This is a genomic window from Corynebacterium sp. CCUG 70398 (assembly GCF_024454055.1).
In the GTDB taxonomy this organism is placed as follows: domain Bacteria; phylum Actinomycetota; class Actinomycetes; order Mycobacteriales; family Mycobacteriaceae; genus Corynebacterium; species Corynebacterium genitalium.
Map to the genome: position 1 here is coordinate 356,904 of NZ_JAGPYZ010000002.1, position 12,519 is coordinate 369,422.

Below are 12,519 nucleotides of genomic sequence, written 5' to 3' on the forward strand. Positions count from 1 at the left end.
GGCGCGTCTGCCGGGGTCGCGGTGACTGATTCCACATCCTGGAACGCTCGGCTCGCGGGTAAGCGCCAAGTAGAAGGAGCGCACATGGACGACGTACAGGAGACACTGGCACGCGCCGGCATTTTCCAAGGCGTGGACCCCGCTGCAGTGACCAACCTCATCGGTGACATGCAGACGGAGACGTTTCCCCGCGGAACCACCATCTTCGACGAAGGTGAGCCGGGCGACACCCTGTACATCATCATCGAGGGCAAGGTGAAACTTGCCCGCCACGCCCCCGACGGCCGCGAGAACTTGCTGTCCGTCATGGGGCCGTCCGACATGTTCGGCGAGCTGTCCATCTTCGACCCCGGCCCGCGCACCTCCTCCGCAGTGTGCGTGACCGAGGTCCAGGCAGCCACGATGGATTCCGAGATGCTCAAGACATGGATCAACGAGCACCCGGAGATTTCTCAGCAGCTGCTGCGCGTTCTTGCGCGCCGTCTGCGCCGGACCAACGCGTCCTTGGCGGACCTCATCTTCACTGATGTCCCGGGCCGCGTGGCCAAGACGCTGCTTCAGTTGGCCAACCGCTTTGGCACCCAAGAGGGAAGCACCCTGCGCGTCAACCACGACCTGACTCAGGAAGAGATCGCCCAGCTTGTCGGTGCCTCCCGCGAGACAGTGAACAAGGCGCTGGCCACCTTCGCGCAGCGCGGCTGGATCCGCCTGGAAGGCAAGTCCGTCGTCATCGTGGACACGGAGCACCTCGCCCGCCGCGCGCGCTAGCCTCCCGGGGGGGCTTGCGCCGCGTGAGCCTATTTAGGCTTCCTTGCCCTCGAGGTAGCGCAGGGCCACACGGGTGGACTGTTCTGCGGCACCGCGCAGGACCGGATCAACATCGTCATACATCGCATCAACCAGCTCGTTGATGCTCACATCTGCACCGCGCTCGGCGCGCACCTTGCGGATCTGGTCCAAGCGGTACTCGCGGCGGTCAATGTACTTGCGGGCGAATGCGGACAGGTCCTCGCCTTCCGGGCCGTGGCCCGGCAGAAGCTTAATGCCTGCGCCGTCTTCCTCGAGCTTGCTCAAGGAATCCAGGTATCCACCCAAGTCACCGTCCGTCTCCGAGATCATCGTGGTGTGGCGGCCGGCGATCGTGTCACCGGTGCAGATGCCCTCCAGCGTCGAGTCCGGGGAGTCCGGGTCGCCGGAGTAGATGTAGAAGCACACCGAGTCACCCGTGTGGCCGGGGGTGTGCACGACCTTGATGCGCGGAGTGATGCCGTCGACGGCGATGATTTCGCCGTCTTGGAGGGGCTCGCCACCGTTGCAGTAACGCTCGTCGAAAGCGCGGACCGGAGCGCCCGTGAGCTGACGGAACCGGTGAGCGCCGTCAGCGTGGTCGTGGTGGCGGTGCGTCAACAGCACCAGAGCGACCTTGTCGGCCGACGACTGGAGCACGTTGAGGTGGCCTTCATCTTCCGGGCCCGGATCGATGACAATGCTGTACTCATCCTCCGGGTCGCGGATAACCCACGAGTTCGTGCCCTCCAGTGCTGCGTAGCTGGGGTTCATCGCCAGCACGACGGCGGCAGACGGGGTGACAGGACGCAGTTGGCTATAAGCGGGATGCTGCATGTTTCCCACCCTACGCCACCTCGACTATGAGCTCGAGCTCCACTGGGGCGTCAAGCGGCAGAACCGCGACACCGACAGCCGAGCGAACGTGCGCGCCGGCATCGCCGAAGATCTCCCCGATCAACTCCGATGCCCCGTTGATCACACCGGGCTGGCCGGTGAAATCAGGTGCGGAAGCTACGTAGCCAACCACCTTCACCACGCGCGTGACGGCATCCAGCCCCACTTCCGCATCGACCGCGGCGAGAGCATTGAGCAGGCATGTCCGAGCGTATTCGTAGGCATCCTCGGCAGAGACCTCCGCGCCGACCTTGCCGGTCGCAGGAAGCGCGCCATCAACGAACGGCAGCTGGCCCGAGGTCCAGACCTGGTTGCCCACCCGCGTTGCGGGCACGTACGCCGCAACGGGGGCGGCGACGTCGGGGAGGCGGAGACCCAAAGCGCTGATACGCGAAAGGGCACTCACCTTAGAGCTCCCGCTTCATGTAGGCGACGACATTCTCCGGGTTCGGGCCGGGCGTGACAGCGACAAGCTCCCAGCCATCCTCACCCCAGGTGTCCAGGATCTGCTTGGTGGCGTGCGTCAGCAGCGGAACGGTGGCGTATTCCCATTTAGTCATGCCGCCACTCTAGCCGTTCGCCTCCGTTGCAGCGACGATGTGGCATCGCTGGAGCGACGTCAGGAGTTACAGCCCGACGATCTCCTCGCCCGCTGCGAGGTGCGCAGCCCAGTCGGTCACGTGCGGGTTCTTACGCAGCACGGCGCGGCGTTGACGCTCGGTCAGGCCACCCCACACGCCGAACTCGACCTTGTTGTCCAGGGCATCTGCGCGGCATTCCATCTGGACCGGGCAACGGCGGCAGATCGCGGCGGCTTTGCGCTGTTCAGCACCGCGAACGAAAAGGGCATCCGGGTCGCCGGCGCGGCAGACGGCGAGTGTGACCCACTCGCCACGCTCAAAAGAATCGACCTTGGGCGGAGAAGTTCGTGCGGAAGCGGATAGTACCGGCTTATCAAGCGAGCGATTGCGAATCGTTGCGGTCACGAAAATCTCCTTCCCATAGCCCCAGTTTTCGGGACATAGAAACAACCCTGGCAAATTCCTCTTTGCCTGCTTTAGGAAAGACAATCGAATTCATTGCGCTTTCCGAATGTAAGTGTATTCACCCCCTGGGATTATTGTCGAATAGATCACACGAGCGGGGGTAGGCACCGATTCCCCTGTGGGGGTCTAGGCCGTAGTGTATGAAAGGTGTCTTCACTAGGTTCCCTGGGAAAACTGCTCCTCGGCGTCGTTGCCGCGGGTCTCGCAGTGGTGCTGTGTCTTGCCCCCGTCGTGGGGATCAGCGGGGCTGCTGTCGCTCGCGTCGATGAGACGATGCAGTCCAATCTCGCCGACTTAACCGACGGGTCCGCCCCCGGCGTGACCACGATCACCGATAAGAACGGTGAGCCCATAGCGTGGATCTACAACCAGCGCCGTTATGACTTGAAGCCGGAGCAGATCAGCCAGTCCGCCAAAGACGCGTTGGTCGCCATCGAGGACCGCCGCTTCTACGAGCACGACGGCGTGGACATGCAGGGTTTTGCCCGCGCGATGGTCACGAACGTGCTGGCAGGCGGCGTGGAGGAAGGTGCCTCCACAATCAACCAGCAGTACGTGAAGAACTATCTTTTGCTTGTCGACGCTGAGAATCCCGAAGAGCAAACGGCCGCCGTCGAACAGTCGATTCCGCGCAAGTTGCGCGAGATGCGCATGGCATCCGACCTGGACAAGCAGTTGCCCAAGGAAGAAATTTTGGCGCGGTATATGAACATCGTCCCCTTCGGCAACCACGCGTACGGCATTGAGGCCGCCGCGCGCACTTACTTCGGCATCTCTGCCGCCGAGCTCAACGTCCCGCAGTCTGCACTGCTCGTCGGCATGCTGCAGTCCGCTGAGATGCTCAACCCGTACACGAACCCCGACGGGGCGAAGGAGCGCCGCAACACGGTGCTGCAGGCAATGGTCACCTCCGGCTACCTCGCGCAGGATGAGGCCGACCGTTTCAAAGGCGAGCCCCTCGGAGTCCTCGAAGAACCCGCCTTGTTGCCGGAAGGCTGCATCTCTGCGGGTTCCGCGGGCTTCCTGTGCGATTACGCGTTGGAGTACCTCGCAGGCAAGGGTCTGCCCATGGAGGAGCTGGAACGCGGCGGCTACATCATTACGACCACGCTGGACCCGGGAGTTCAAGAGGTCGCGCACAACGCCGCCGCAAGCGCAGTTAGCCCGGGCCAGCATGGCGTCGCCGAGGTGATCAATGTCATCGAGCCCGGCGAAAACTCCCGCAACATCTTGGCAATGACCTCCTCGCGCACCTACGGCCTGGATGCCGACGAAAGCCAAACCGTTCTGCCGCAGACATCCAGCATGGTGGGCAATGGTGCTGGGTCTGTGTTCAAGATCTTCACCGCCGCAGCAGCCCTGGAGCAGGGATACAACCTCGACGCCAAGCTGCCGGTGCCAAAGCGTTCCGTGAAATACGGCATGGGAACCGGCGGTGCTACCGGGTGTCCGTCTGGCGCGTACTGCGTGGAAAACGCAGGATCCTATCCCAGCGAGCTGACGCTTCGCGACGCCCTTGCAAAATCCCCCAACACCACGTTCATCGAGCTTCTCGAGGAAGTCGGCGTGGAAGCGACCGTCGACATGGCCGTGCGCTTGGGGCTGCGTTCCTACGAGGATCCGGGCAGCTTCGACGAGGACCATTCCATCGGGGACTACTTCCGCCAGAACAACCTCGGCGCCTTCACACTTGGCCCCACCGCCGTGAACCCGTTGGAGCTGTCCAACGTTGGGGCAACGCTGGCGTCCGGCGGTAAGTGGTGCGAGCCTAACCCGGTGGCCAAGGTGGAGGACCGGCTCGGCCAGGAAGTGTTCATCGAGCGCCCCGACTGCGAGGAGGCTGTCTCCCCCGAGCTCGCCTCCGGCCTGGCCAACGGCATGGCCCAGGACACTATTAGCGGCACCGCGAAAGACGCGGCTGCGGCATACGGTTGGAGCGGCCCCGTTGCCGCCAAGACGGGAACGACGGAATCGCACCAGTCCTCGGCATTCCTCGGCTTCAACAACGCTTTCGCTGCCGCCACCTACATCTACAACGACGGCACCCAGACCACCCCGCTGTGCTCAGGTCCGGTCCGCCAGTGCAACTACGGCGATCTCTTCGGCGGTAAGGAAGCGGCCCGTTCGTGGTTCCAGATGGCCACGCAGATTCCGGGCGTGCAAGGAGCTGGGCTCCCCACCCCGAGCCCGCTGTATGACCCTGCTTCGCGCAACGACCTGTTCGACAGCGTCGTCGGCCTCCAAGCCGCCGAGGCTCGCTCCCAGCTAGAGGCAGCTGGGTTCAAGGTCCGGGAGACGAAGGGCACCGCCACCGGCAAACCCGAAGGCGAAGTCGTCGAGGCCCGCACTCCTGAAAACGCAGGCGAAGGCGCTGTGGTCACTCTCGTCGTCTCGGACGGCTCCCCAGCGCGGAACAACCCGCCCAACCGCAGGGACACCCGCGATGACCGCAGCCGCGACGATGACGACGAAGCCTCCCGCTACCGCGACGACCTCGAAGACGAAATCGGCCGTTTCGCCGACGATCTTGCGGACCTGTTCGGCGACCTATAGCGCCCGCTTCGGCTACGACAGTCGCGCCTTGACTGCCGCAGACAGCCGCTTGCCGTCGGCGCGGCCAGCAGCCTTCTCGGTGGCGGCCTTCATAACCTGCCCCATCTCTTTCATGGAGGTGGCGCCGGTGTCGGCGACTGCTTCGTCGATAAGCGCTGCGAGCTCGTCGTCATCGAGCTGCTTGGGCTGGTATGCCTCGAGCACGGCGACCTCGGCGAGCTCAGCGTCGGCGAGGTCCTGACGATCATTCTGCTGGTAGATCTCCGCCGACTCGCGGCGCTTCTTGATTTCACGGGCGACGACCTTGAGCACAGCAGCGTCGTCAAGCTCGTGCTTGGCGCCCTCCGTCTCCTCGGTCTGGATCGCGGCGAGCAGCATGCGGATCGCACCCGTGCGCTCCTTCTCCTTCGCCTTCATGGCTTCTTTGAGGTCGGCGCGGATCTGATCTTTCAATTCACTCATGGCTGCCAGGGTAGCCTTGTTCCAATGAAGAAGATCGCACAAGCGCTCGGCGCGGTGACAGCCCTTGGCTTATCGACGCTCGCCTTCGGCCACAGCGAACTGACCAAATTCCGCCTGAAAACCTACGAGCTGCCCATCCTTCCCCCGGGCGTGGATGACTTGCGCATTCTCCATGTCTCCGACCTGCACATGATCCCCGGGCAGAAGACGAAGATCGCGTGGGTCTCCGCACTCGACGCACTCGACCCCGACCTGGTGGTCAACACCGGCGACAACCTCTCGGACGAGCATGCCGTGCCTGACGTGCTGGCCGCTCTCGAGCCGCTGCTCAACCGCCCCGGCGTGTTCGTCTTCGGCACGAACGACTACTGGGCACCGCGACCCGTCAACCCAGTCAAATACCTTCTGGACGCCAAGCGCGAGCCCAGCTACGTGGACCTGCCGTGGAAGGGCATGCGCGCCGCATTCATCGAGCGCGGCTGGCAGGACGCCACCCACAAACGCCTCGAATTCAAGGTTGGGGATGTGCGCCTGGCCATTGCAGGTACCGACGACCCCCACCACGACCTCGACGACTACTCCCTCATCGAAGGCGCCCCCAACCCCGATGCCGACCTCGCCCTTGGCGTCACCCACGCGCCCTACAGGCGGGTACTGGACCAGTTCGATGCCGACGGCTACCAGCTCGTCCTCGCCGGCCACACCCACGGCGGGCAGATCTGCCTGCCCGGCGAACGCGCAATCGTGACCAACGCCGACATCGACCGCGAACGCGCCTCCGGCCTCCACCGCTACCGCGACATGTGGCTCGAAGTCTCCAACGGACTGGGCACCTCCAAATTCGCCCCCGTGCGTATTTTCTGCCGGCCGTCCGCGGCGCTGTTGACGCTCACCGCTCGGGAGGATGCTCGGGACGACTAGTGGCCCGTCCGCCGCTCGAATCAGGCGCAGATCAGGGCCGCAACAGCCGTAACCAACAGGCGTTTTGGAGCTTGCCGGATGGTGGACTAAAGTACCCCGGGTACTCATTAAGTGCACCGGGATATGGCGCAGCTTGGTAGCGCGCTTCGTTCGGGACGAAGAGGTCGCAGGTTCAAATCCTGTTATCCCGACCAAATTGAGAAAGAAGCCGCTGGATTTCAGCGGCTTCTTTTTTCGTTCTGCCCAGGCACCGCAATACAGAAGCTCCCCGCTAGTCGGGATCTGCGTTCACAGTCCGACCAGCGGGGAGCAGGTCTGCGGCTCGGGGCCGCATATCAGCGGAGGTGCTACCCGCGCAGCGTTAGAACGGCAGGGTCTTACGGAAGTTCTCAAACATCTCGCGTGCCTGCGGGAACAGCGGACTCAGAAGAGCAACCACCCCCAGCAGAGCGGCAAGAACGCCGAAGAACACACCAATGGAAGAACCAGCCGAGTTAGCCGAAGAGCTCGAGGAGCTAGACGAGCCGGAGGAGCCAGAAGAGCTGCCGTCGATAGGCTGATCAGTGTCGACGCCCACGGCGTTCATCGCGCCGAAGAAGATGTCGGTCTCGTCGATCTGGCCGGTGAAGTTCGCCGCCCCCGGGCCGGAAGCCGCAACGCGGACCTGAGCACCGGTGTGCTGCTGGCCGCCGAGGGCGTCCTTCGGGTCGTTCGACTCCGCGGTGGAGTACAGCAGGGACATGTCAGCGTCGTCCGCGGTCTTCAGTTTGGTGGTCAAGCCGGCGGTCGGTTTCTGGTTGTAGGTGATCATCGGGGTCTGGGCGTGGTCGGCAGTGGCGACGATCAGGGTCGGCTCACCGGTCTCCTCCACCCAGTCTTGGACGACCTTGATGGACTCGTCCCACTGGCGGATCTCGCCGATCATGCCGCAGGCGTCGGCACCGTGGCTGGCCTTGTCCGGGGACGCCGCCTCAATGTGGAGGACGAACCCCTTGTCGTTCTGAAGCAGTTCCAGGGATTTGCGGGTCATGGCCGCAAGCGTCGGGATATCGTCGGTGTACTCGGGGTTAGCCTCGCAGCGCTGTGCTTCCTTCATCGCGCCATCTTCCGTCGGAACGGTCTCCTTGTAGATGCGCGGCATGTGGCTCGGGGAGAAGAGGCCCAGGACTGGCTTGTCGGAGTTCTTCACTGCGTCGAGGCTCTTAGCGTCGTTGACGATTTCGAAGCCGTTGTCGCGCGCATTGTCCAGAACGGTCTTGCCCTTGGTCCAGGTGGTGTCGCCGTTCTTGCCGTCGACCATCACCTCGGTGTCGAAGTACTCGGCACCGCCGCCGAGGGTGACGTCGGCGCGGACGTCGACAAGCTGCTCGGAGATGGAGCCGAGACCACCGTTTTCGCGGCGCTGTGCGTCTTGCGCTACCTTCTTCTCGCCGGATGGCGCGTAGTCCGCGCGGTCCAGGGCGTGGACGGCGAATGCCGCCGGGGTGGCGTCCTGAATCTCCGCGGTGGAAACGTTGCCGACCTTCATGCCGGCAGCCTTTGCAAGCTCAGCCATGGTCGGAACCGGCTTGCCGTTGTTGTCGATGCCCAAACCGCCGTTGTAGGTCTTGATGCCGGAGTAGAGGGCGGAACCGGACGCAGCGGAGTCGGTGACGTAATCCGGCTTGCCGGTCTCCCTATTCAGGGAGTACGTGGTGTGGTAACCGGTGTACTCGAGGTTGTCCACGGCCTCGAAACGGCCGTTAGCGCCGTGCAGGTAGTTGCGGGCGGCGGTGATGTCGGCGTCGGCGGTGCCGTCGGCAAGCATGATCACGACGTTCTTCGCCTTGGAGTCGTCGAGGCCTTGGCCCTTCTTGCCGAACTTCGTGCAGTCACCGACCTGCGGAGCCTCACCTGGTTCGAGCTGGTAGCAGAGTTCCCCGTTAGCCTCGTTGCGGGCAGTGAAGTCGCGCGCCACCGGGTTCGTGTTGACCTCCCAATCGCCGAGGCCGAGCGCGTTGGCCATGACGTAGAAAGCGTCGGTCTGGTCGATCTGGCCGAAGACGTTCTCGGACGCCGGGCCGTACGCGGCGATGCGCACCTGGGCACCGGTGTGCTGCATGGAGAAGTCGCCCTCCTCGACCTTCGGGACGGGAACGGTGCCGAATGCGACGGACATGTTGGTGTCGTCGTGGGTGTGAAGGCGGGTGGTCACAGCCGGGGAATCCTGGCCGTCGGGCACGATCTGCGCAGTGTGGGCGTGGTCCGCGGTGACGACGACTAGGGTGTCGCCGTCCTTCTTGGCGAAATCGACAGCGGTGGCCACCGTGTCCTCGAGGCGCTTGAGCTCACCGATAAAGCCGCAGGCGTCGCCGTCGTGGTCGGCCTTGTCGATCGAAGCGGACTCGACCTGGAGGAAGAAGCCCTTCTCCTCGTTCGGCTTGTCCAGCAGCTCGATGGCCTTAGTGGTCATGTCCGCCAACTCCGGCTCGTTGCCGATATTGGCTTCCTTACAGGTTGTGGGCTCAGCGGTCGCGCCACCCTTGGCCGGCGTAGAAGACTCGAAGCGGCGGGTCATGTTCTTGTCATGGAACAGGCCCAGAACCGGCTGATCCTGGTTCGCTTCAGTGACTGCTGCGAGCTCGTCGCGGGTACGCACGATCTTGTAGCCGTTGGCTTCGGCGTTCTCTGCGACGGTCTTGTCTTTCTCCCACTTGGTGTTGAACTTCGCGTCACCTTCGAGGAACGGGTTGGTATTGTCGCTGTCCGCCATCACCTTGGTGTCGAAGTACTTGGCGCCGCCGCCGAGAGTGACGTCCGCGCGGGTGTCGATGAGCTGCTCGGAGATGGAGCCGATGCCGCCGTTCTCGCGGGCCTCATCGCCCTTGACCGGCTTCGAGTCACCGGACGGCGCGTAGTAACTGCGCTGCGAAATGTGGGACCCCATGGAGGCCGGGGTGGCGTCCTGGATCTCGGAGGTGGTCACGTTACCGGTGCGCATGCCGGCGTTCTTAGCCATCTCGAGGAGGTTGACGTGGGCGTCCTTCTTGATGTCCACGCCAAGAGCACCGTTGTAGCTCTTGGTGCCGGTCGCCCAACCGGTAGCGGAAGCCGCGGAGTCGGTGACGTAGTTCTTCTTGCCGTCTTCGTCGATGGCGAAGGTGGTGTAGGCACCGGTAGCGGTGAGGTTGTCCAGACCGTCGAAGCGGCCGCCGGCACCGAGCAGGTAGTTACGGGCCGCGGTGATTTCCTGGTGCCCCATGCCGTCGCCGACGATCATGATGACGTTCTTGGCTTTTTCGTCGGAACGGCCCTGGCCGCCTTTGCCGAACTGGGCGCATTCGCCAGGCTGCGGAGCCTTGACGTTGCCGTTGCCGTCGATGGAGATACACGACGGCTTGCCGTTGTAGCCCTCGTAATCGAGATCAATCGCTGCTTGAGATGTAGGTGTCGTGGCAACGGTGAGAGCAATGACGCCCACACTCGCGGCCACGGATTTCCATGTTGCTGCGCTCATGAAGTCTTCCTGTTCGCTGTAGTCGCTGCTGATCCGGGAAGGTGCCGGTGACTGGGAAAATAAGAACTAGATGGATTGGAAGCCATCCAATTCCCCACTTAAACACAGCTGCAATACAGTAAGGTGACATTCAGGCGAACAGTTGATTGCTAGATCCTTGGAGGCCTTACGGGCTCGGGATTGGCTTTGTGCATGGTCACGTGCAACCGTGCACAAAGCGATTCTCGTCCGGGATTTTTACGCCTGTCCTAGCGGGCGCAGGTGGCGGTGTTCTCGGCGTCGAGGCAGTCGTGCTCGAGCGATTCGGCGTGGAGCCAGCCGAACCGGCCGTGGAGGATGATCTCGTCGTAGCACTTCGAGCATCGGCGCACGGAGTTGGGCGAATGGCGGTAGCCGTTGACGGGCCCGAGCACGTCGGCGGTGAGCGCTCGACCTTCCCGCTCGAGGATCTGGCGGGCGTTGATGGTGGTCATGCGCGACTCCTTTGTTCAGTTATGCGGCGTCCACCCGGTTTCGGGGAACAGCAGGAGCCTACTTAATGGCCTCGACGAAGAGGGGCGCACGTTAGCGCTTGTGTTCGATAGCTTCGTCGACGTCGAGGACGGCGGTGTCATCGTCGAGCTCGTCGAAGTCGGATTCTTCGTAGTCCGCGCCATCGTCGTAGTCGTCGTCCGCGTAGCCGGCGTCGGCGGCGTCATAGGCGGACACGACGGCGGGGCGGCTCGCGCGCATCGCCACGAGCCCAAGCACAGCGAGCAGCGCGGACAGCCCGATGCCGGTCCACATGGCGGTGGCGGATCCGCCGTTACCCGCCGCAGAGATGGCGGCTGTGGACCAGTGCATCGGGAGCGCCTGCGAAGCGGCGCTCCACAGCAAAGAGACCTCACCGGTGGCAGCGGTGGACCACACCCAGCCGACCACACCCACCTGCAGCAGAGCCAATACGCCGGCGGCACCACCGCCGCCAATGGTGCCGAACGCAGAGCGGAGAATCCAGGTCAGCCCTGCCGAAGCCAGGGTGCCAAGGACCAGGGCGGAACCGGCGATCGCCAGCGCGGCTGCGGACAAGTTCGTGCCCAGGATGGCCACGAGAATGAGCCCGGCCGACGCACTGAAGGCGGTGCCCAGGCCCAGGATGATCCACCGCGCGCGGGGGCGGGATCCCGCGTAGGCCGCTAAAGCGGTGACAACTCCGCCGAGGATCGCCAGAGCCGAGACAAGCATCGCGGCCAGCGGAGCTAGAGCGGATGCCGGTGCGGGTGCTGCTTGCCCGTCCGCGCCAGCCGCGGTGCCGGTCGCCGTACCAGCTGCCCCGGCAACGGGAACAGGTGCCGGCAGGGCGCGCTGGATCGCCCCGATGTTGTCTTTGGTGGTGTTGGCCATCTCGTCGACCTTGGTGCCGCCGTCGGCAAGCTGGTTCACGCCGTCGGTCGCCTCCTTGACCTTGCCGTTCATCTCGTTGAGGCCCTTGGACAGTTCGGAAGCTCCGTTGGTCGCAGAGTAGATGCCGTCGTGGTAGGCGTAGCCGGGGGTGGACAGTTGGTTGGCCAGCTCGCGGGAGCCGTCGCGAAGCTCGGTGAGCTGCGTGTTCATGTCTTCCGGCAGCTCAGCGGTCTCGACCTGGCCGCGCAGGTCTTTGAGTTGCTTCCGGAGGTCGACGACTTGCGGGTCGCGGTTGTTCGCGGTGGCCTTGATGGTGTCGTCGATGGCCCCGAGGATCTGGCCGCGCACGGCTTCGAATCCAACTACCTGGTCCACGGCACCGCCGACGGAGTCAGCGACGCGGGTGGCGCCGTCAGCGAGTTGGCCGGTACCGGCCTGAATTTCCACCATGCCCTTCGATAGCTGGTCCGCGCCGTCGCTCGCGCTGCGCACGGCTTCCGCGAGCTCGCCGGAGCCATCCTTGAGCTGGTCCGTACCTTCTTTGAGTTGCTTTGTGCCCTGAGTGAGGAAACCGGCTTCGGCGGAGGCGTCACCGGCGGCGCGGCGGGCATCGACAAGCTGATCGGGCCCGGCGTAGGCAGCCGGGGCACCAGACGTGTCGTCCCCCGTGGCCCACGTGGATGCCGGATTCATTGGGGTGAATGCGGCGACCAACAGCACAGCAAAAGCCAGGACAACGTTCCATTTCATAGAGAGAAAGGTAACTGTTGTGGCTACTGGGGTGCGCGTGACACGCGGGAATAGGCAGTCCCCGCCATTTCCGGCCCCACCCCCTCGCATTCACTCGACATGTTGATCCCGCCCATCCCTGTTACCCTATGAACTGTTTTGTCCTGGCTGAGGGTTTCTTAGCGTGGATTCCCGCCAGCGCCACGACACTGCATGACCCCCTGCCGCTCCAACAAAACGGAAATA

Annotated in this window: 11 protein-coding genes and 1 tRNA gene; 4 read left to right on the forward strand and 8 right to left on the reverse strand. The window is 63.8% G+C overall.

Annotated features, from left to right (window positions below; translation table 11 throughout):
• Positions 1 to 84: 84 nt before the first annotated feature.
• Positions 85 to 768: a CRP-like cAMP-activated global transcriptional regulator GlxR gene (gene glxR, locus KBX07_RS04310; RefSeq protein WP_256023159.1), complete on the forward strand. Its 684-nt coding sequence runs from the start codon at positions 85 to 87 to the stop codon at positions 766 to 768.
• 33 nt (positions 769 to 801) lie between these two features.
• On the opposite strand, the gene KBX07_RS04315 is transcribed toward glxR, so the two are convergent.
• From KBX07_RS04315 to KBX07_RS04330, 4 genes are all read right to left on the reverse strand, one after another.
• A complete protein-coding gene (locus tag KBX07_RS04315; RefSeq protein WP_256023160.1) occupies positions 802 to 1,623 on the reverse strand; it encodes an MBL fold metallo-hydrolase in 822 nt (273 codons plus the stop codon).
• Positions 1,624 to 1,633: 10 nt separating this feature from the next.
• Positions 1,634 to 2,089, reverse strand: coding sequence for a RidA family protein (locus KBX07_RS04320; RefSeq protein ID WP_255996244.1), 456 nt, complete (start codon positions 2,087 to 2,089; stop codon positions 1,634 to 1,636).
• Position 2,090: 1 nt separating this feature from the next.
• Positions 2,091 to 2,243: a DUF4177 domain-containing protein gene (locus KBX07_RS04325; protein ID WP_005287216.1), complete on the reverse strand. Its 153-nt coding sequence runs from the start codon at positions 2,241 to 2,243 to the stop codon at positions 2,091 to 2,093.
• A gap of 66 nt (positions 2,244 to 2,309) precedes the next feature.
• The gene (locus KBX07_RS04330) at positions 2,310 to 2,669 is read right to left on the reverse strand and encodes a WhiB family transcriptional regulator (protein WP_256023162.1); all 360 of its coding nucleotides are present in this window, start codon (positions 2,667 to 2,669) and stop codon (positions 2,310 to 2,312) included.
• A gap of 207 nt (positions 2,670 to 2,876) precedes the next feature.
• Between KBX07_RS04330 and KBX07_RS04335 the strand changes: the two genes are divergently transcribed.
• Positions 2,877 to 5,282 carry a transglycosylase domain-containing protein gene (locus KBX07_RS04335; RefSeq protein WP_256023163.1) on the forward strand — a complete coding sequence of 802 codons (2,406 nt, stop codon included), beginning with the start codon at positions 2,877 to 2,879 and terminating at the stop codon, positions 5,280 to 5,282.
• Positions 5,283 to 5,294: 12 nt separating this feature from the next.
• Here KBX07_RS04335 and KBX07_RS04340 read toward each other — a convergent pair whose 3' ends face one another.
• On the reverse strand, positions 5,295 to 5,744 hold the full coding sequence (locus KBX07_RS04340; protein ID WP_255996242.1) for a GatB/YqeY domain-containing protein: 450 nt from the start codon (positions 5,742 to 5,744) through the stop codon (positions 5,295 to 5,297).
• A gap of 24 nt (positions 5,745 to 5,768) precedes the next feature.
• Between KBX07_RS04340 and KBX07_RS04345 the strand changes: the two genes are divergently transcribed.
• The gene (locus tag KBX07_RS04345; RefSeq protein WP_256023165.1) at positions 5,769 to 6,665 is read left to right on the forward strand and encodes a metallophosphoesterase; all 897 of its coding nucleotides are present in this window, start codon (positions 5,769 to 5,771) and stop codon (positions 6,663 to 6,665) included.
• Positions 6,666 to 6,782: 117 nt separating this feature from the next.
• Positions 6,783 to 6,859 (forward strand) — tRNA-Pro (locus tag KBX07_RS04350).
• Between the two features lie 167 nt (positions 6,860 to 7,026).
• On the opposite strand, the gene KBX07_RS04355 is transcribed toward KBX07_RS04350, so the two are convergent.
• From KBX07_RS04355 to KBX07_RS04365, 3 genes are all read right to left on the reverse strand, one after another.
• Positions 7,027 to 10,161, reverse strand: a complete 3,135-nt coding sequence (locus KBX07_RS04355) for an alkaline phosphatase (RefSeq protein ID WP_005287230.1) — start codon at positions 10,159 to 10,161, stop codon at positions 7,027 to 7,029.
• 248 nt (positions 10,162 to 10,409) lie between these two features.
• Complete coding sequence (locus KBX07_RS04360) at positions 10,410 to 10,634, reverse strand: hypothetical protein (RefSeq protein ID WP_256003913.1); 225 nt, start codon at positions 10,632 to 10,634, stop codon at positions 10,410 to 10,412.
• A 91-nt stretch (positions 10,635 to 10,725) separates the two neighbouring features.
• Entirely contained in the window at positions 10,726 to 12,294 is a 1,569-nt protein-coding gene (locus KBX07_RS04365) for a hypothetical protein (RefSeq protein WP_256023166.1), read from the reverse strand.
• Positions 12,295 to 12,519: the final 225 nt, after the last annotated feature.

Excerpts from the sequence above, each read along its gene's own strand:
- glxR (WP_256023159.1), top strand. The coding sequence starts at position 85 with ATGGACGACGTACAGGAGACACTGGCACGCGCCGGCATTTTCCAAGGC.
- KBX07_RS04315 (WP_256023160.1), bottom strand. The coding sequence starts at position 1,623 with ATGCAGCATCCCGCTTATAGCCAACTGCGTCCTGTCACCCCGTCTGCC.
- KBX07_RS04325 (WP_005287216.1), bottom strand. The coding sequence starts at position 2,243 with ATGACTAAATGGGAATACGCCACCGTTCCGCTGCTGACGCACGCCACC.
- KBX07_RS04340 (WP_255996242.1), bottom strand. The coding sequence starts at position 5,744 with ATGAGTGAATTGAAAGATCAGATCCGCGCCGACCTCAAAGAAGCCATG.
- KBX07_RS04345 (WP_256023165.1), top strand. The coding sequence starts at position 5,769 with ATGAAGAAGATCGCACAAGCGCTCGGCGCGGTGACAGCCCTTGGCTTA.
- KBX07_RS04355 (WP_005287230.1), bottom strand. The coding sequence starts at position 10,161 with ATGAGCGCAGCAACATGGAAATCCGTGGCCGCGAGTGTGGGCGTCATT.
- KBX07_RS04360 (WP_256003913.1), bottom strand. The coding sequence starts at position 10,634 with ATGACCACCATCAACGCCCGCCAGATCCTCGAGCGGGAAGGTCGAGCG.
- KBX07_RS04365 (WP_256023166.1), bottom strand. The coding sequence starts at position 12,294 with ATGAAATGGAACGTTGTCCTGGCTTTTGCTGTGCTGTTGGTCGCCGCA.